This is a genomic window from Burkholderia sp. BCC1977, from assembly GCF_905339595.1.
Lineage (GTDB): Bacteria > Pseudomonadota > Gammaproteobacteria > Burkholderiales > Burkholderiaceae > Burkholderia.
In genome coordinates, this window is record NZ_CAJPGQ010000035.1 from 17,921 (window position 1) to 35,817 (window position 17,897).

General features: G+C 69.4%; 16 protein-coding genes. 10 read left to right on the top strand and 6 right to left on the bottom strand.

Annotated features, from left to right (window positions below):
* The first annotated feature begins 2 nt into the window (after positions 1–2).
* From sctJ to asnB, 8 genes are all read left to right on the top strand, one after another.
* Complete coding sequence (gene sctJ, locus U5771_RS25080; protein WP_322026453.1) at positions 3–887, top strand: type III secretion system inner membrane ring lipoprotein SctJ; 885 nt, start codon at positions 3–5, stop codon at positions 885–887.
* Entirely contained in the window at positions 884–1,624 is a 741-nt protein-coding gene (locus U5771_RS25085; protein WP_322026454.1) for a SctK family type III secretion system sorting platform protein, read from the top strand. Before sctJ ends, U5771_RS25085 begins: the two co-directional genes overlap by 4 nt.
* Positions 1,606–2,235 (top strand): type III secretion system stator protein SctL, encoded by a 630-nt coding sequence (sctL, locus tag U5771_RS25090; protein WP_322026455.1) that lies wholly within the window; start codon positions 1,606–1,608, stop codon positions 2,233–2,235. The genes U5771_RS25085 and sctL overlap by 19 nt, the downstream gene beginning before the upstream one ends.
* Positions 2,232–3,617, top strand: a complete 1,386-nt coding sequence (gene sctN, locus U5771_RS25095; protein WP_322026456.1) for a type III secretion system ATPase SctN — start codon at positions 2,232–2,234, stop codon at positions 3,615–3,617. Before sctL ends, sctN begins: the two co-directional genes overlap by 4 nt.
* Positions 3,610–4,314: a hypothetical protein gene (locus U5771_RS25100; RefSeq protein WP_322026457.1), complete on the top strand. Its 705-nt coding sequence runs from the start codon at positions 3,610–3,612 to the stop codon at positions 4,312–4,314. The genes sctN and U5771_RS25100 overlap by 8 nt, the downstream gene beginning before the upstream one ends.
* Positions 4,308–5,117: a type III secretion system export apparatus subunit SctT gene (gene sctT / locus U5771_RS25105; RefSeq protein ID WP_322026458.1), complete on the top strand. Its 810-nt coding sequence runs from the start codon at positions 4,308–4,310 to the stop codon at positions 5,115–5,117. Before U5771_RS25100 ends, sctT begins: the two co-directional genes overlap by 7 nt.
* 24 nt (positions 5,118–5,141) lie before the next feature.
* Entirely contained in the window at positions 5,142–6,173 is a 1,032-nt protein-coding gene (locus tag U5771_RS25110; protein ID WP_322026459.1) for an EscU/YscU/HrcU family type III secretion system export apparatus switch protein, read from the top strand.
* A 256-nt stretch (positions 6,174–6,429) separates the two neighbouring features.
* Positions 6,430–8,397, top strand: a complete 1,968-nt coding sequence (asnB, locus tag U5771_RS25115; RefSeq protein ID WP_322026460.1) for an asparagine synthase (glutamine-hydrolyzing) — start codon at positions 6,430–6,432, stop codon at positions 8,395–8,397.
* Positions 8,398–8,467: 70 nt separating this feature from the next.
* Here asnB and U5771_RS25120 read toward each other — a convergent pair whose 3' ends face one another.
* The 4 genes from U5771_RS25120 to U5771_RS25135 form a co-directional block, all read right to left on the bottom strand.
* Positions 8,468–9,262, bottom strand: coding sequence for a lytic transglycosylase domain-containing protein (locus U5771_RS25120; protein ID WP_322026461.1), 795 nt, complete (start codon positions 9,260–9,262; stop codon positions 8,468–8,470).
* Positions 9,259–9,933 (bottom strand): type III secretion system export apparatus subunit SctR, encoded by a 675-nt coding sequence (sctR, locus tag U5771_RS25125; RefSeq protein ID WP_044847619.1) that lies wholly within the window; start codon positions 9,931–9,933, stop codon positions 9,259–9,261. Before sctR ends, U5771_RS25120 begins: the two co-directional genes overlap by 4 nt.
* Positions 9,934–9,936: 3 nt before the next feature.
* Positions 9,937–11,109, bottom strand: coding sequence for a type III secretion system cytoplasmic ring protein SctQ (sctQ, locus tag U5771_RS25130; RefSeq protein WP_322026462.1), 1,173 nt, complete (start codon positions 11,107–11,109; stop codon positions 9,937–9,939).
* Positions 11,110–11,552: 443 nt separating this feature from the next.
* Positions 11,553–11,951: a winged helix-turn-helix domain-containing protein gene (locus U5771_RS25135; protein ID WP_322026463.1), complete on the bottom strand. Its 399-nt coding sequence runs from the start codon at positions 11,949–11,951 to the stop codon at positions 11,553–11,555.
* Between the two features lie 435 nt (positions 11,952–12,386).
* On the opposite strand from U5771_RS25135, the gene U5771_RS25140 reads away from it, so the two are divergent.
* Positions 12,387–13,589 carry a Fic family protein gene (locus U5771_RS25140; RefSeq protein ID WP_322026464.1) on the top strand — a complete coding sequence of 401 codons (1,203 nt, stop codon included), beginning with the start codon at positions 12,387–12,389 and terminating at the stop codon, positions 13,587–13,589.
* 110 nt (positions 13,590–13,699) lie between these two features.
* Here the strand turns inward: U5771_RS25140 and U5771_RS25145 are convergent, their stop codons facing one another.
* Both U5771_RS25145 and U5771_RS25150 read right to left on the bottom strand, forming a co-directional pair.
* Positions 13,700–15,910 (bottom strand): xanthine dehydrogenase family protein molybdopterin-binding subunit, encoded by a 2,211-nt coding sequence (locus U5771_RS25145; protein WP_322026465.1) that lies wholly within the window; start codon positions 15,908–15,910, stop codon positions 13,700–13,702.
* A gap of 2 nt (positions 15,911–15,912) precedes the next feature.
* Complete coding sequence (locus U5771_RS25150) at positions 15,913–16,374, bottom strand: (2Fe-2S)-binding protein (RefSeq protein ID WP_322026466.1); 462 nt, start codon at positions 16,372–16,374, stop codon at positions 15,913–15,915.
* Between the two features lie 179 nt (positions 16,375–16,553).
* Here U5771_RS25150 and U5771_RS25155 point away from each other — a divergent pair, with 179 nt between their 5' ends.
* Positions 16,554–17,480: an AraC family transcriptional regulator gene (locus U5771_RS25155; RefSeq protein WP_322026467.1), complete on the top strand. Its 927-nt coding sequence runs from the start codon at positions 16,554–16,556 to the stop codon at positions 17,478–17,480.
* Positions 17,481–17,897 lie beyond the last annotated feature (417 nt).

Below are 17,897 nucleotides of genomic sequence, written 5' to 3' on the forward strand. Positions count from 1 at the left end.
CGATGACGACGATCGATTCGACGCCGCGCATGCATGCGTGGCGCAGCCGGGCGGCGCGTGCGCTGCTCGCGGGACTGCTCGCGCTGCTGGCCGGCTGCCAGAAGGAGCTTTACTCCGGCCTGTCGGAGCGCGACGCGAACCAGATGGTCGCCGTGCTCGGCGACGCGGGCATCAGCGCATCGAAGGACAACGACGCGCGCGACACGTCGGATCGCAACGCCTGGCAGGTGAGCGTCGCGGACGGCGACATGCAGTCGGCGCTCACCGTGCTGCAGGCGAACGGGTTGCCGAAGCCGAGCTACGCGAGCCTCGGCGAGCTGTTCCAGAAGCAGGGGCTGGTGTCGACACCGGCCGAGGAGCGCGTGCGCTACCTGTACGGCGTGTCGCAGGACCTGTCGCGCACGCTGCAGGACATCGAGGGCGTGGTGGTCGCGCGCGTGCAGGTCGTGATTCCGGAGAACGATCCGCTCGCGGACAAGATCAAGCCGTCGTCGGCGGCCGTATACATCCGCTACCGGCCCGGCGTGGACCTGCGCGCGATGGCGCCGATGGTCAAGGATCTCGTTGCGCACAGCATCGAAGGGCTGCAGTACGACAACGTGTCGCTGTTCCTGCAGCCGGCCGCCGCGCGCGCGACGCGCGTGGACGGGATCGGCAGCGCGGTGTCGGACCTCCTGCGGCTGCGCTCGCCGCTCGGCTGGCTGGTGTTCGCGCTGATCCTGCTGACCTGCGCGGTGATCGCGCTGTCGGCCGCGCGGCGCGGGATGTTCGGTGCCCGGCTGGCCGGGTTGGTCGGCACGCCGCGCGGTGCGAACGGCTCGGGCGGCGGAACCGCGCAATCGGGCGGCAGCCTGCGCACGCCGGACGGCGCGCGCGACGGCGCATGAGCGAACACGCCGCGCTGCCGCCGGGCGCCACGCCCGACGCCGCGCCGCTGCCGTGGCTGCAGCCGCTCGCACTGCCGCCTGCCGGGCGGCGCGCCGCGTTTCACGCGCTCGTCTGCGAATTCAACCTGCGGCCCGACCGCTATCTGCACGTGACGCGCGTGCCGGCCGACTGGCCCGCGCGTTACCGCTCGCCCGACGCATTCGGCCCCGCCGGCCGCAAGCTGCTTGCGCGCCACCTGCTCGACGCGAACGGCGTGGCCGGGCACCACGATTTCGACGTCGCGAATCCGTGTGCGCGGCTCGCGCTGTTGCCCGGCGCGGCGCTCGAGCAGCTCGCGTCGTATGCGGGGCTGCTGCTGCATCGAGGCTGGCTGCGCGACGCGCTGACCGTGCGCCGCATTCGCGCGGAAGTCGCGGCGAAGCTCGGCGGCGACGCGCTGGCGCTCGCGCTCGAGCGCGCACCGGAATTCGTCGCGCTCGCGGACACGCTCGAACCGTGGCGTGCCGACCCGGCGGCGCTGCCGGCGCTGATCCGTGCGCGCGGCGGGCGACTGCTCGCGGATTTCATCGGCGTGGCGGGCGACGCGGTCGCGTGGCGCGCGCGCCTGAAATTCAACCGCACGATCGACGACGAAGCGCCGTACTGGCTGAATCGCGCGCAGCGCGACCAGTTCGGCGAATTGCTGTTCCTGTTTCTGATTCCCGAGAGGCTTGCGTCATGGGACTGGCTTTTCTGATCACGAGCGACAACCTGCAGCTGCTGTCGGAGCGCAAGGTGCTCAAGGAGCGCGAATACGCGGCACTGCTCGATGCGTCCGCGGTGATCGCGACCGCGCGCGACGAGGCCGCGCGCATCGTCGCCGATGCGCAGCGCGAATTCGACAAACGCCAGGCGGCCGGCTACGACGAAGGGATGCGTCGCGCGCAGCACGAGCATGCGGCGCAGGCCTATACGCAGGCGCTGGCCGCCGCGCGCACGATGGAGTCGATGAAGGATTCGATGGCCGACATCGTCGTGAAGGCCGTGCGCGCGATCGTCGGCGAGATGGGCACGCAGAAGCTGTACGAGGCCGCGCTCGCGCGGATCGCGCCGCTCGTGCGCGACGAAGCGTTCCTGATCGTGCGGGTGGCGCCGGGGCGCGCGGACGAGATGCGCGACGCGCTCGAGCGCGCGTTCGCGGGCCAGTCGAACCGGCAACGGATCCGCATCGTCGAGGATGCGCAGCTGGAGCGTCACGCCTGCACGGTCGAGACGCCGTCCGGGCGCATCGACGCGAGCCTCGACCTGCAGATCGACGCGCTGCGCCAGGCGATCCGCCGCGACGCGCTGAAGGGCACGACGCGATGAACGCGCCGCTCGACGAGCCGCAGCCGAACGGCTGTGAAAGCGACGACGATGGCGCGCCGTTCGATCGCGGCCGCCTCGTCGGCGAGCTCGATGCCGGGCTCGCGTTCTTCTCGCCGGTGTCGGTGCAGGGTCGCGTCAATCACGCGGTCGGGCAGATCCTCAACGCGACCGGCATCCGCGCGCGGCTCGGCGAGATCTGCGAGTTGCGCACGCCGAACCAGCCGACGCTGCTCGCCGAAGTGGTCGGCTTCTCGCGTCAGACCACGCTGCTCACCCCGCTCGGCGACGTGGCCGGCCTGTCGCCGGAGACAACCGTCGTGCCGTCGGGGCGCGAGCACGTCTTCCCGGTCGGCGAAGCGCTGTTCGGCCGCGTGCTCGACGGGCTCGGCCGGCCGCTCGACGATCGCGGGCCCGTGACGGGGGCCGCGTGGGTATCGACGCAGCAGGACCCGCCGAACCCGCTGGCGCGCAAGCTGATCGACACGCCGTTTCCGACCGGCGTGCGCGTGATCGACGGCCTGATGACGCTCGGCATCGGCCAGCGTGTCGGCATCTTCGCGCCGTCCGGTGTCGGCAAGAGCACCTTGCTCGGGATGATCGCGCGCGGCGCGCAGGCCGATGTGAACGTGATCGCGCTGGTCGGCGAACGCGGCCGCGAAGTGCGCGAGTTCATCGAGCACAGCCTGTCCCCCGAGGTGCGCGCGCGCTCGATCGTCGTCGTGTCGACCTCCGATCGTCCCGCGATGGAGCGCGTGAAATCGGCACTGGTGGCGACCGCGATCGCCGAGCACTTCCGCGATGCGGGCAAGCGCGTGCTGCTGCTGGTCGATTCGCTGACGCGTTTCGCGCGCGCGCAGCGCGAGGTCGGCCTCGCGAGCGGCGAGCCGCCGACGCGGCGCAGCTTCCCGCCGTCGACGTTCGCCGTGCTGCCGCGCCTGCTCGAACGCGCGGGGCAGGGCGCGACGGGCTCGATCACCGCGCTTTACACGGTGCTCGTCGAAGGCGATGAGGAATCCGATCCGATCGCCGAGGAAGTGCGCTCGATCCTCGACGGCCACATCGTGCTGTCGCGCAAGATCGCGCTCGCGAACCGCTATCCGGCGATCGACGTGCTCGCGAGCCTGTCGCGCGTGATGCCGCTCGTCGCGAGCCGCGCGCACCAGCAATCGGCCGCGCGCGTGCGCGAGCTGATCGCGAAGTACCAGGAAATCGAGCTGCTCGTGCAGATCGGCGAGTATCGCGAAGGCAGCGACCGGCTCGGCGATCTCGCGCTGCGGGCGCGCGATGCGATCGGCGCGTTCTGTGCGCAGGCGTCGCATGAAGACGTGCGCTTCGACGCGCAGCTCGCGAAGCTGACGAAACTGGCGAACGACCATGTCTGAAGCCGACGACCGGCTCGTGCTCGCGACACTCGCACGCCTGAAGCGCGTGCGCGAGATGCGCAGCCAGATCGCGCGCGTCGCGGCCGCGCGCCAGCAGGGCATCGCCGCGCAGAGCCGGCGCGCGCTCGACGCCGCGCATGCGCAGCTCGCGCAGCAGGTCGCCGCGAAGGCCGCGATCCAGACGCGGCTCGCCGACGACGTGCGCGAGGCGCGCGCGCTGCAGAACGCGGCGGCCGATACGCGCACGTTCGACCGTCATATCGGCGTCGCGAACGCGTCGGTCAGCGAGGCCGCGCACCTGCACCGCGATCACGCGGCGACGCTCGCCGACCTGCAGCGCGCCGCGCGCAAGGCGAAGGCCGCCGAGGACAAGCTCGACAAGGCCGGAGAAAAGGCGCTGCAGGCGCGCGCCGCGCGGGTCGAGCGCGACGCCGACGAAGTCGCGGATGCGCATGCGGTGCGGCGCTTCGCGACGGCCGGGGTGTGGGCCGGCGACGCGCCGGGGCACGCCTCGGGGCAGCCTGGCATGGCCGCCGAGTTCGATGCGGAAATGGTGTCGAGATCGGCGGATGCAGCCGCGGCAGAAACGGCAGACACGGGCGCAGCGGCCGGCGACGTCGACCCGAGCGGCGCAACTGTCCCGGCCGCCACCGTCGACGACCCGGTGCCACCCGTCGCCGCGGAGCGCCGATGCTAGACCACGCGGCGAACTTCAACGACATCGCCGGCATGCTGCGTCCGCTGCTCTACGTGATGCCGCGCCTGCTGCCGATCATGTTCGTCGTGCCGGTGTTCAACGAGCAGATCATCACGGGCCTCGTGCGCAACGGGATCGCGGTCGTGATCGCCGCGTTCGTCGCGCCGGTGATCGACCCGGCGCAGGTCGCCGCGCTGCCGTTCCTGATGTGGTGCCTGCTCGTCGCGAAGGAGGCGGTGGTCGGCATGCTGCTCGCGGGTGCGTTCAGCGCGGTGCTGTTCGCGATCCAGGGCGTCGGCTACCTGATCGATTTCCAGACCGGCAGCGGCAGCGCCGCGTTCTTCGATCCGATGGGCGGGCACGAGGGCGGCCCGACCTCGGGCTTCCTCAATTTCGTCGCGATCGCGCTGTTCGTCACCGCGGGCGGCCTGCAGGTGCTGGTGCAGCTGTTCGCGCAGTCGTATGCGTGGTGGCCGATCGGCTCGCTGGGCCCGGATTTCTCGTCGATGCTGCAGACCTTCGTCGTGCGGCAGACCGACACGATCTTCGAATGGATGGTGAAGCTCGCCGCGCCGGTGATCATCGTGCTGGTGCTGGTCGAGCTCGGCATCGGCCTCGTCGGGCGCGCGGTGCCGCAACTGAACATCTTCGTGTTCGCGCAGCCGCTGAAGAGCGCGCTCGCGGTGCTGATGATGGTGTTGTTCCTGCCGGTGGTGTACGCGTCGCTGCATGCGCTGCTGAGTCCCGACAGCGGGCTGATGGCGCTGCTGCGTGCGCTGTTCGCCGCGCACGGCGGCGCGTGACGGCCGGCCGGAACCGGAGCGCCCATGGCCGAAAAGAACCAGCAGCCGACCGCGAAGCGCCTGCGCGAGGCGCGCCGGAAAGGCGACGTGCCGAAGAGCGCGGAGACGATCTCGTCGGCGTTCTTCGTCGGCGTGTGCGTTGCGCTCGCGGTGGGGCTCGGCACGCTGTTCGCGCGGCTGCAGGCGCTGTTCCGGCTCGTGTTCGATGCGGCCGGCGCGGCCGATCCGTCCGCGCGGCTCGCGGTGCTGATCGACGGCGCCGCGCGCGACTGGGCGCTGCTGTCGGCGCAGATCGTCGCGGCCGGGCTGCTGGCCGGCCTGCTCGCGGGCTTCGTGCAGGTGGGCGGCGTGATGGCGTGGAGCCGCCTCGTGCCGCAGCTGTCGCGGCTCAATCCGGCCGAGGGGCTGAAGAACCTGTGGTCGATGCGCAATCTCGTGAACCTCGCGAAGATGCTGCTGAAGACCGTGCTGCTGGTCGCGACGCTCGGCTGGCTGATCGTCGCGTCGCTCGACCCGGCGGTGCAGTCCGGCTTCACGCGGCCGATGTCGATTCTCGCGCTGATCGTGAAGCTGCTGATGCTGCTGTTCGGCTGGGCCGCGCTGATCTATATCGTGATGGCGCTGATCGACATCGTGCACCAGCGGCGCGAGTTCAGCCAGAAGATGAAGATGTCGATCGAGGAAGTGCGGCGCGAGCACAAGGAGGACGAAGGCGACCCGCACATCGAGGCGAAGCGCCGGCAGCTCGCGCGCGAAGCGCAGTTCTCGTCGCTGCCCGACCGGATCGGCTTCGCGTCGGTGGTCGTCTATTCGTCGAGCGTCGCGGTCGCGCTCTATTACGGCGGAGTCGGCACGCTGCCGTGGGTGCTCGCGCGCGGCGAGGGCGAGGCGGCCGAACGGATCGTGCGGCTCGCGCGCGACGCGCTGCGCCCGACGCTCGCGAACGCCGGCCTCGCGCAGGCGCTGTACGACAGCACGCCTGAAAAGGGCACGATCCAGCAACAGCATTTCCGCGAGGTCGCGCAGTTGCTGAAGTGGGCGACCGGCGCGGCCTGACGCGCGCGATCTGTCGGGGCCGGAACACCGGCATGCGTGCGGTTCACCGACGCATCGTGATCCGGACCTGTTTCTGATTCGCCAGGCCGATCGCGCGTCGTGCTTGACGCCGTTTTTTTTCTGGGTGAGTCCGACATTCACCCATGAATTATTGCTGATTTATTTCTTCGTAAGATGGCTCGACCGTCGGCCGGACGGCGGGCCGCGAGGTGGCGCCGCCGCTGACGGAACTGGTCAACAGGGGCAGACAAATCAAATGTGCGGAATCGACGGCTTTCTGAATAGCGTCGCCTTCGATGAGGAGACAGCGCGCGGCACGCTCGCGCGAATGACGGCGAGCCTCGCGCATCGCGGGCCGGACGGGCAGGGCCTCTGGGTCGACCCGGAAGCCGGTATCGCGCTCGGCCACCGGCGGCTTGCGATCGTCGATCTGTCGGTCCACGGCCGGCAGCCGATGGCCTCCGCGTGCGGTCGCTACGTCATGGTCTTCAACGGCGAAATCTACAACCATCGCGAGTTGCGCGCGGAGCTCGAGCGCGCGGGTCGCGCACCGGCGTGGCGCGGCCACTCCGACAGCGAGGTGCTGATCGCGGCGATCGTCGCGTGGGGCGTCGAGGCGACGCTGCGGCGCGCGACCGGCATGTTCGCGTTCGCGCTGTGGAATCGCGCGTCGCGGGTGCTGACGCTCGCGCGCGACCGGATCGGCGAGAAGCCGCTCTACTACGGCCGGATCGGCGACGCACTGGTGTTCGCGTCCGAGCTGAAGGCGCTGCGCGGGTATCCGGGCTTCGACGGCACGATCGATCGCGACGCGCTGTGCCTGTACCTGCGCCAGTCGAGCGTGCCCGCGCCGCATACGATCTATCGCGGCATCAGCAAGCTGCCGCCGGGCACCTTCATCCAGTTCGAGCATGCGCGCGACACGCCGCGCGTGCGTGCGTACTGGACGCTCGAGCAGGCGATCGAAGCCGGCCGCGAGCAGCCGTTCGAGGGCAGCGCCGACGAGGCCGTCGGGCAGCTCGACGTGATCCTGCGCCAGGCGGTCGCGCGGCAGATGGAAGCCGACGTGCCGCTCGGCGCGTTCCTGTCGGGCGGCATCGATTCGTCGGCGATCGTCGCGCTGATGCAGGCGCAGTCGGCGAACCCGGTCGACACGTTCACGATCGGCTTTCACGAGGCCGGCTACGACGAGGCCGGCTATGCGAAGGCGGTCGCGCGCCATCTCGGCACGCGGCATACCGAGCTCTACGTGACGGCCGACCATGCGCTCGGCGTCGTGCCGAAACTGCCGACGATCTACGACGAGCCGTTCTCCGATGCGTCGCAGATTCCGACCTTCCTCGTGTCGGAGCTGACGCGCCGGCACGTGAAGGTGAGCCTGTCCGGCGACGGCGGCGACGAGCTGTTCGGCGGCTATACGCGCTATTTCCTGACGCCGCGCCTGTGGCGCAAGCTGCATCGCGTGCCGGCGGCGGTGCGCGCGCGAATCGCCGCCGCGCTGCATGCGCTGCGCCCCGATCATGCGGACCAGCTCGCGGCGGTCGCACAGGGCGCATGGGGCGGCGTGGAAGCGCGCGAATCGGCGACCCGCATCGGCGACCGGCTGCACAAGCTCGGCCATGTGATGACGGCCGAGAGCCGCATCGGGCTGTACCGGCTGCTGATGTCGTCGGTGCATCATCCGGAGCGCCTCGCGCTTTCCGGACAGGAGCCGCCGACGCCGCTCGATACGGTGTCCGCGTGGCCCGCGAACCTGAGCTTCGCCGAGCAGGCGATGGCGATCGACACGCTCACCTACCTGCCGACCGACATCCTCGCGAAGGTCGATCGTGCGGCGATGGCGGTGAGTCTCGAGACGCGCATGCCGTTCCTCGATCATCACGTCGTCGAATTCGCGTGGCGCGTGCCCGCGGCGGTGCGCTTGCCGGAAGGGCAGTCGAAGGCGCTGCTGCGCCGGCTGCTGGACCGGTACGTGCCGTCGGCGCTGATCGACCGGCCGAAGCAGGGCTTCTGCGCGCCCGTCGATCACTGGCTGCGCGGCGCGCTGCGCGACTGGGCCGACGCGCTGCTGCAGCCGTCGCGCCTGCGCGACGAGGGCTTCTTCGACGCGCAGGCGGTCGATCGTTTGTGGCGGCAGCATCAATCGGGCCGGATGAACTGGCAGCACCAGCTGTGGACGGTGCTGATGTTCCAGGCGTGGCTGGAACATCAGCGCGCCGCATGAAGCGGGATCACGCGGCGAGCGGTGTCATGCCCTCCATGTCGTGCACGTCATCCCGGCGTCGTGCCGCCGCTCACTGATCGAGACATCGCACGCACAACCGCTTCGCCTGGCTCGCCGACAATCCGCGGCACATCATCACGACCGGGCGCGCATGGCACGACGGCGCGTCGGCGGAGGCCGCGGGCGACGCGAGCCTGCGCGCGTGTTCCGGCGGCGTGGTCGCGGCCGCGTCCATGCGCCGTTGTCGCGCGGGCGGCGGCGTATCGCTTACCACCGGAATCGGCTCGACGCCGCCTTCGCGCGCATTGCGCTGCGCGCTCGCGACGACGCGGCTCACATAGCCGCTCGAGAACCCGGTCGTGAAGTTGCCGCTGTAGTAGCACGACAGCGCCGCGCGCAACGCGGCCTGCGCGGGGCGGCCGGTGTTCGACGAGCGCGCGAAGCATTCGGTCAGGATCGCGCCGCCCGCGCGCAGGTTGCGGCACGGTTCGAACATCGTCGTGTCGTCGAGGCCGTATTTCGCGAAGTTTCGTTCGTTCACCTGAGCGAGGCCGACGCTGTAGCTGAAGCCGCGCGCGGCGAGCGCGCCCGCGGTCGCGCGCGCTTCGTCGAGCGACGCGGGCTGGCGCGTCAGGTGGCCGCCGACCACGCCGATCGCATACGGATTGAAACCGGATTCGGTGCGCACCAGTGCGGCGAGCGTGTCGGGATCGACGTTCGGCGCGCATGCGTGCGCGAGCTGCGCGAAGCCTGCGGCGCTGCCTGCCGCGTGCGCGTCGAGCGGCTGCATGCCCGCGCAGGCGAGCACCAGTGCGATCAGCGCGCACAGGCGCGCGACGCCGCCGCGCAGGCCGTGCGCGCTCATCCCGCCCCCGCCACGCGATACGACAGCACGAGCCCGTGCACGAGCAGCGACCAGCCGTCGAGCGCGACGAACAGCAGCAGCTTGAACGGCACGGAGATCGTCGTCGGCGAGATCATCTGCATCCCGAGCGCGAGCAGGATGTTCGCGACCAGCAGGTCGACCACGATGAACACGATATAGATCACGAAACCGATCTGGAACGCCTTGGTCAGCTCGGCGAGCGTGAAGCTCGGCACCAGCACGAGCAGGTCGTCGTCCTTGATGCCGTCCGCGCGGTTCTTCGGCCAGACCGACGTCGCCGTGCGTACGAAGAATTCGCGGTCGCGCTGCCGCGTATGCGACACCAGGAAATCCTTGACCGGCGGCAGCGCGGCATCGGCGAGCGCGCCGATGTCGGCGGTCGACAGCTGCCCCGACGCGTCGAAGTGGCGCGCCTGCAGCGCGTCGCGGATCGACATCCCGACCGGGGCCATGATGAATAGCGACAGGATCAGCGCGATGCCGTTCAGCACGAGGTTCGGCGGCACCTGCTGGATCCCGAGCGCGGAGCGCAGCAGGCCGAGCACGACCACGAGCTTCGTATAGCTCGTCACCATCAGCGCCGCGAACGGCGCGATGCCGAGCGCGGCGATCACCGCGATCAGCGCGACCGGATTCGGCAGGCTGCCCATCGTTCAGCGCTCGCGCGGCGCGGGCTGCGTCAGCGTGACGACGCGCACGCCGAGCTTCTGGCCGACCGCGATCAGGTGACCGGTGCCGATCAGCATTCCGTTCGCGACGAGATGGATCACGCTCTGGTTGATGCCTTGCTGCAGTTCGATCACCGCGCCGGGCTGCAGCGCGCCGAGCTCGCCGAGCGGGATCGACGCGGGCGGCAATTCGAAACGCAGGTCGACCGCGAGGCCGTCGAGCGAGCGCGGCGCATCGTCCGGCGACGCATCGTGCGCGGTCGCGGGCGGAATGTCGGTGCGGGTCGGTTCCAAAGGCATCTCCCTGATTCGTTCGACGGTCAGCCGGTTGCCCGACGGCCGTCCGGTGATCTCCCATGCCGGTGCGGCCGGCACTCGCGCGACGCACAGCAGGTTCTGCTCGTGCGCGCGCCAGCGCTCGATCGCGATGATGTCGCCGGCGACGACGTCGGCCAGCTCGGCCATCGTCAGCTCGGTCCGGCCGATCTCGAACACGAGCGGCACCGGCAAGCTCGCATACGCGGCGCGCGTGTCGGGCCGCGCGGCCGGCGGCGTCGCGAAGAACACCGCGAGCGCGTCCGGCGCATCGAACAGCAGCGCGCCGTGGCAGCGCCATGTGCCGTCGGCGCGACCCAGCTCGAAGCGCAGCGCGGCCGGCGCGGTGCGCCACGTGGGCACGCTCGCCGGCGGTGGCAGCAGTTCCACGCGCTGCCGCGTCGCGGCCTGCAGCACGGCCGCGAGCGGTGCGGCGAGGTCGGCGAGCAGCGCCGCGCGGATCACGGCCGGCACGGCCGGGTCGGCCGCGTCGCCGAGCCATGCGGTTTCCGCGACCGGATCGATCCACAGCGTGCCGGCGGCCGGGCCGATGACGAAGCGGTACGCGTGCGCGTCGGCGGCCGGTTCGGCATCGACACGCCAGCGCACCACGTACGCGTGCTCGCCGAGCGTGACCGGCACCGCGGCCGTCGCGCCGTACGCATGCGACAGTCCGCGCGCGGCGGCGGCGGACAGGCGCGGCAGCCAGGGCGACGCGTCGAGCGCGACCGCGGCCGGCGGGGGCGGGATGGCGGGCGCGGCGGCGGCCGGGGTGGCGGCGGCGGGCGGGGCCCGGTTCGCGGCGTCGCCGGCGTCGGCATTCGTCAGGGACAGCGCAGGCACGGCGGGATCGGGGCGGATTCGGCGTTGGTTCGACGGGTGGTTGTGACCGGCGGCGCGGGGGGCGCGCGGCTGCTGCGTCGATTGTAGGGACGGCGCCGGCCGCGTGCCGCGCCGGAATCCGTAGTCGCGTCCAGCGCGGGGCCGCGCGGGCGATGGCCAGCTACGAAGCCCGTTGCGGGGTGGGGGCGGCGTGGAAGCGCGATGGTGTGACGGTGTGGGGGTGTGGCGATGCGGTGGCGTGGGGCGTGGCAGCGTGGCGGTGCGGCGACGTGGCCGCGATCGACGGCGCGCGCGCCTGCCTGCGACTGCCGCAAAGGTGACCGCCGCCCGAAGGCGTCGGACGTATCGCGGCGGGGCAGGCGTGCCGTGCCGCGAGACGCTGCACGTCAGGCGCGGCGCGTCGGGGGAACTTGCCGGCGCGTCGCGCGGTGAGCCGCTACGCGTTACGCGTAGTCGGCGGCCAGCGCCTGCTGCGGCGCGGCGCGCAGGATGGGCGCCGCGTCGTGGCGCTCGACGTGCGTCATGGCCGCGCCGAACAGCACCAGCCGGTAGCCGACCGCATAGATCGGGATGATCCGCAGGTTCTTGTCGTGATCGAGCTGCAGCTTCGAACGGATGCGCGAGATATGGGTGTCGAGCGTGCGCGACGACACGCCGAGCTCGCGGCCCCAGACCGCTTCCTGGATCGCTTGCCGCGGCACGATCTTGTTCATGTTGTCGAGCAGGAATTCGACCACATCGAATTCACGCGGCGTGACGTCGACGACGGTATTGTCGATTTCGATCGTGCGGCGCACGAAGTTGATTTTTATGTTGTCGATGTACAGGTATTTGCAATCCATGTTGGCCCTCGCATGTCCGTAAAGGAGTGTTTGCGGGTCATGTACCGCAACTTCCGGGCCAGGATGGGCTGTCAGGAATCGACGGGCGGTGGGGGCGGGGCGGGCGGCGCGCCAGCCTTGAATCTAAAAGAATTTTTAACGCGGGACGCGCGGCGGGCTTCGGAAGGGTCGGAGCAACATTGAAGGATTGTTACGTAGCATCGGGCGGGAACGTTACGGACGTTACGGGCGGCGTTACGTGGCGATGAGCCGATGACTAGGCCGCCGCCGCTGCGTTGCGTGGCGCAAGTTAGAGCAAAAATAAACTCTACATGAAACCCTACATAAGACCCGACTCGATTTGGAGGAAAGACCATATAAATCATGGATATAAGCAGCTATAATTGGCGACATCAAACCCTACATTGAACCCAACATGGAACCTTACGGCGAAGCATGACGACCGTTGCTACCTTCGAACCGCTGTTTCCCGAGGACCGGGTCCTCGATCCGCTGCTTGATCAGGCCGGGCAACTCGTCGATTCATCGCGGCGATTGCTCGCAGTGCGGGATACGCCATTGGCGCGAGCGCTTGTTCCCCAGTTGCGCGCGATGAATTCGTATTACACGAACAAGATCGAAGGTCAGCATACGACCCCTGCCAAGATCGAGGCCGCGCTTCATCGGGATTACTCGTCCGACATCGTCGAGCGCAAGAAGCAGCGCTTTGCGGTCGCGCACATCGCAGCGGAAGCGGTGCTCGAGGAAGAATGGGCCACCCTTCCGGTTGCCGCGCTGTTTGAGTCCGCGCGGATTTCAGCCATCCACGAACGGTTCTTTTCCTGTTTGCCTGTGGATGAACGACTCGCCGAAGACGGACAAGTCATTGTTCCGGGCGAGTTTCGGCGGTCGGATGTGACAGTCGGACGCCATCTGGCCCCGGAGCCGGAGATGATCGAGCCGTTGCTTCGGGCCTGGGCGGCACGTTACGCCCGTATTCGCGCGAAGGAATATCAAGTGATCGGGATCGCTTGCTCGCATCATCGTCTGGCGTGGGTACACCCGTTTATGGATGGTAACGGCCGGGTGGCGCGTCTGCATTCGCATCTGGGGCTACGGGCCGCCGATCTCACTCACGGGCTGTGGTCGCCGCTTCGCGGGTTGGCGCGCGAGCATGAGCAGTATTACGCGAGGCTAAGCGAAGCTGATCAGACTCGACGCAACGATCTGGACGGCCGGGGCAACCTGTCTCAGGAGGGGCTCGTCAGGTTCGCGCGGTTCTTTCTGGACTGTTGCGAGGATCAGGTCGGATTCATGGTCCGTATGACGGAATTCGACGGGGTGACGGGGCGCATGCTGGATCTGCTGCGGTACCTGGAATTCAATCCATGGAGCATCCGTTCGGAAAAATCGGTCATCAAGGCGGAAACCGCAGCATTGGCCATGGAGTTCGTGGCACTGCGTCGCGCCGTAACGCGCGCGGAATTCACGCAGATGCTTGGAGTGAGCGACGTGTTGGCGCGCCGCATCGTTCGATCGCTGCTCGATTTCGGGCTTCTGACTTCTCCTTCGCACCGCGGTGAGCTTTCCTTCGGGTTGCCGCTTGCGGCACTTCGATTTCTTTTCCCGAGGCTTTGGCCGGAAGTCGAACAGGACTGAGCGATCCAGGGCCATCGCGTCGCGGGCCGCGGGTGGCAAGCGCAGTACACGATACCGGCCGCGCAACGTCCCCGTCACGCGGCCGGCCTGGCGTTTCGCCCTTGCGCTTGTCAAGCCTTCGCGGTGTCGCCCGAGTCGAACGGCAGCACGTAATGCCGCTTTCCGGTCGCCGCGAAGATCGCGTTGGCGACCGCCGGCCCGACCGGCGCGACGCCCGGCTCGCCGACGCCGGTCGGTGCCTCGGCCGACGGCACGATATGCACCTCGACCTTCGGCATCTCCGCCATCCGCAGCACGTGATAGCCGTCGAAGTTGCGCTGCTCGACGCGGCCGTCCTTCAGCGTGATCGCGCTGTGCAGCGCCGCGCCGAGCCCGAACCCGATGCCGCCTTCCATCTGCGCGGCGACGATGTCGGGGTTGATCGCGATCCCGCAGTCGACCGCGCACACCACGCGCTCGACCTTCACCTTGCCGTCGGCGTCGACCGACACCTCGGCCACCTGCGCGACATAGCTCTTGAAGGCCTCGGCCACCGCGATCCCGCGCCCGCGACCCTTCGGCAGCGGCTTCGCCGGATCCCAGCCGGCCTTCTGCGCGGCCAGTTCGAGCACCGCGCGCATCCGCGGCTCCTTCGCGAGCAGGTCGCGGCGGAACAGGTACGGATCCTTGCCCGCCGCGTGCGCGGCTTCGTCGACGAACGCCTCGACCGCATAGGCCGTGTGCGAACTGCCGACCACGCGCCACCACAGCACCGGCACGCCGACCTTGGCGGTGGTGAGTTCGACCGACACGTTCGGCACTGCGTACGGCAGGTTCGCCGCACCCTCGACCGACGTCGCGTCGATCCCGTTCTTCACCATGAACGGCTCGAACGGCGTGCCGGCGAGGATCGACTGGCCGACGATCCGGTGGCGCCAGCCGACCAGTTTGCCGTCCGCGGTCAGCCCCGCGTCGAGCTTGTGGAAGTACATCGGGCGATAGAAGCCGCCCTGGATGTCGTCCTCGCGCGTCCACTGCAGCTTGACCGGCTGGCCGTCCGCGCCGAGCGCCTTCGCGATCGACACGGCCTCGACCACGTAGTCCGACCACGCGTTCGCGCGCCGGCCGAAGCTGCCGCCCGCGTACAGCGTGTGGATCTGCACCTGCTCGGGCTTCAGGCCCGCGACCCTGGCGGCGTTGCCCTGGTCAACCGTCTGGAACTGGTCGCCGGCCCAGATCTCGCAACTGTTCGCCGTCAGCTTGACGACCGCGTCGAGCGGCTCCATCGGCGCGTGCGCGAGATACGGGAATTCGTACGTCGCGCTGATCTTGCGCGTTGCGCCCGCGATCGCCGCGTCGGCATCGCCGTCCTTGCGGGCCGGCGCGCCGGGCTTCGCGGCGAGCTGCCGGTACGCGCGCATGATCTCGTCCGAGCCGCGCTTTTCGGCGTTCGTTTCGTCCCACTCGACCTTCAGCGCGTCGCGGCCCTGCTTCGCGGCCCAGAAGCCGTTCGCGACGACCGCGACGCCGCCCGGCACCTGCACGACCGACACCACGCCCGGCACGGCCTTCGCGGCCGTCGCGTCGAACGACTTGACCGTTGCGCCGAAGCGCGGCGGGCGCTGCAGCAGCGCGACGCGCATGCCGGGGAAGGTGGTGTCGAGCGTGAAATGCGCGGTGCCGTTCGACTTGGCCGACGCGTCGACGCGCGGAATGCGATGGCCGATCAGCTTGAAGTCGGCCGGTTGCTTCAGCGTGACCTTGTCGGGCACCGGCCGTGTCGCCGCGTCGGCGACGAGCGTGCCGTAGGCGGCCGTCTTGCCGCTCTTCGCATGCGTGACGACGCCGTTGGCGGTGGTCAGCTCGCCGGCCGGCACCTTCCAGCGCACCGCCGCGGCCGACACGAGCATCGCGCGGGCCTTGCCGCCCGCTTCGCGCAATTGCTGCCACGAGTTCGCCATCGCCGAGCTGCCGCCCGTGCCCTGCATCGTGCCGAACGCGAGGTTCGCATAGCGCTTCGCATCGGCCGGCGCGCTTTCGACGCGCACGCTCGACCAGTCGGCGTCGAGCTCCTCGGCGACGATCGTCGCGATGCCCGTGTACGCACCCTGGCCGAGTTCGACGTGCTTGGCGATCACGGTGACCGCGCCGTCCGGCGTGATGCGCAGGAACGCGTTCGGCGCGAAATCGGCGGCGGGCGCCGTCGCGGCGAGCGCGCGGCGGCCGAGGCCGGCCCATTCGAAGCCGATCGTCAGGCTGACGGCGGCCGCGGCGCCCGCGGCCTTCAGGAACGTGCGGCGCGACGGTCGCACCGAACCGGGGTTGTCGAGTTCGATCGTCATGGTCAGGCTCCCAGCGTCGCGGCCGCGTCGTGGATCGCGGCCCGGATCCGGGCGTAGGTCGCACAGCGGCAGATGTTGCCGTTCATCGCGGCGTCGATGTCCGCGTCGGTCGGCTTCGGGTTCTGTTCGAGCAGCGCGGTGGCCGACATGATCTGGCCGGACTGGCAATAGCCGCACTGCGGCACCTGCAGCTTCACCCAGGCGGCCTGCACGGCCTGCGCGGGCTTGCTCTGCAGGCCTTCGATCGTCGTGATGTGCTTGTCCGCGATGCCGGCGAGCGGCAGCACGCACGAGCGCACGGCCTGGCCTTCGAGATGGACGGTGCACGCGCCGCACTGCGCCATGCCGCAGCCGAATTTCGTGCCGGTCAGCCCCGCGTGCTCGCGGATCGCCCAGAGGACGGGCATCGACGGATCGGCGTCGAGCGTGACACTCTTGCCGTTCAGGACAAACGTGGTGGGCATTTTTTGTCTCCGTGGGGAAAACCCGGCATGCGCCGGATCAGGTGGCAGTGTGCGCGACCGGTCGATCTTTACGTCTACCCAATCCTGCAAATTTATTGAACAATCCTGCAAATCCAGGCGCGGCGGCGAGCGATTCGCTATGCTCCCGCGATTCACGGAAATGAAGCGAGGCATCCGTCATGGACATGACCGATATCGCGGCGTCGCGCGAATCCGCGCGGCGCGAACTGGTGTCGCTGATCGGCCGTTTCGCGCCGACGGACGGCTCCCACTCGACGGCCGTGCCGGCACTGATGCTGCACCGGCACGGGCATCCGGTCGATCTCGGCTGCGGCGTGTCGCGCGCCGCGCTCGTGATCGCCGCGCAGGGCGCGAAGCGCGTGATCGTGGGCGGCCAGGCCTACGAATACGACACGCGGAATTGCCTGATTACGTCGATCGACTTGCCGATTCTCTCGCGCGTCACGCAGGCGTCGCCCGACGCGCCTTACCTGTGCCTGTCGCTCACCCTCGATCTGCAGCGCATCGTCGAACTCGCGGCCGAGATGCGGCTGCCCGAGCCCGATGCGGGCCCGGAAGGCGAGGGCATCGAGCTCGCCGAGTTGACGCCGCCGCTGCTCGATGCCGCGCTGCGGCTGTTGCGGCTGCTCGATACGCCCGCCGATATTCCGGTGATCGCGCCGCTGATCGAAAAGGAGTTGCTGTACCGGCTGATGACGAGCGGGCAGGGCACGCGGCTGCGGCACATGGCCGTCGCGAGCAGCCAGACGCATCGGATCGCACGCGCGATCGAATGGATCCGCGATCACTATGCGGAGCCGATGCGCGTCGACACGCTCGCGCAGGCGGTCAACATGAGCGTGTCGTCGCTGCACCATCACTTCAAGCACGTGACCACGCTGAGCCCGCTGCAATACCAGAAGCAGCTGCGGCTGCACGAGGCGCGGCGGTTGCTGTTGCGGCAGGGGGGGGACGTCGGGTCGGTGGCCGCGACCGTCGGCTACGAAAGCGCGTCGCAGTTCAGTCGCGAATACAGCCGGCTGTTCGGCGCGCCGCCGATGCGCGACGTCGTGCATCTGCGCAAGAAGGAATTGCTCGGCACCTAGCGGCGGGGCCGGTCAGGTCGACTGCATCGGCATCGACTTCGTCGCGCGATGCGCGGCTCGCCGGAACCGGATGGCACGCAATCGGCGTGCCATGGATGCCGCACGCAGGTGCGACAGGGCAGTGGACTACGCGGCCGCGCCGCGCACGGACTTCTGTTTCACGCATGCATCCCGGGGTCGGGCGAACCGATGCGGCGAATGCCGGCAGGATGCGAACCGACTGGCCGAAACGCGCAAAAAAAGTCGCGCCACGGCGCACTTTCTGCATGGATCGCGCGTTGCACGACGATGTTTCAGCGATGAGATTCGCGGCCGATATCGATTTGAAAACGTTTCTCGCGCGTAGCGCGTGTCGTCATCCGTCGGTTGGCGCACGATGATTGTCGGTATTGAATGTCGGCGAATTGAAGGAAGGCA

Excerpts from the sequence above, each read along its gene's own strand:
- sctJ (WP_322026453.1), top strand. The coding sequence starts at position 3 with ATGACGACGATCGATTCGACGCCGCGCATGCATGCGTGGCGCAGCCGG.
- U5771_RS25085 (WP_322026454.1), top strand. The coding sequence starts at position 884 with ATGAGCGAACACGCCGCGCTGCCGCCGGGCGCCACGCCCGACGCCGCG.
- sctL (WP_322026455.1), top strand. The coding sequence starts at position 1,606 with ATGGGACTGGCTTTTCTGATCACGAGCGACAACCTGCAGCTGCTGTCG.
- sctN (WP_322026456.1), top strand. The coding sequence starts at position 2,232 with ATGAACGCGCCGCTCGACGAGCCGCAGCCGAACGGCTGTGAAAGCGAC.
- U5771_RS25100 (WP_322026457.1), top strand. The coding sequence starts at position 3,610 with ATGTCTGAAGCCGACGACCGGCTCGTGCTCGCGACACTCGCACGCCTG.
- sctT (WP_322026458.1), top strand. The coding sequence starts at position 4,308 with ATGCTAGACCACGCGGCGAACTTCAACGACATCGCCGGCATGCTGCGT.
- U5771_RS25110 (WP_322026459.1), top strand. The coding sequence starts at position 5,142 with ATGGCCGAAAAGAACCAGCAGCCGACCGCGAAGCGCCTGCGCGAGGCG.
- asnB (WP_322026460.1), top strand. The coding sequence starts at position 6,430 with ATGTGCGGAATCGACGGCTTTCTGAATAGCGTCGCCTTCGATGAGGAG.
- U5771_RS25120 (WP_322026461.1), bottom strand. The coding sequence starts at position 9,262 with ATGAGCGCGCACGGCCTGCGCGGCGGCGTCGCGCGCCTGTGCGCGCTG.
- sctR (WP_044847619.1), bottom strand. The coding sequence starts at position 9,933 with ATGGGCAGCCTGCCGAATCCGGTCGCGCTGATCGCGGTGATCGCCGCG.
- U5771_RS25135 (WP_322026463.1), bottom strand. The coding sequence starts at position 11,951 with ATGGATTGCAAATACCTGTACATCGACAACATAAAAATCAACTTCGTG.
- U5771_RS25140 (WP_322026464.1), top strand. The coding sequence starts at position 12,387 with ATGACGACCGTTGCTACCTTCGAACCGCTGTTTCCCGAGGACCGGGTC.
- U5771_RS25145 (WP_322026465.1), bottom strand. The coding sequence starts at position 15,910 with ATGACGATCGAACTCGACAACCCCGGTTCGGTGCGACCGTCGCGCCGC.
- U5771_RS25150 (WP_322026466.1), bottom strand. The coding sequence starts at position 16,374 with ATGCCCACCACGTTTGTCCTGAACGGCAAGAGTGTCACGCTCGACGCC.
- U5771_RS25155 (WP_322026467.1), top strand. The coding sequence starts at position 16,554 with ATGGACATGACCGATATCGCGGCGTCGCGCGAATCCGCGCGGCGCGAA.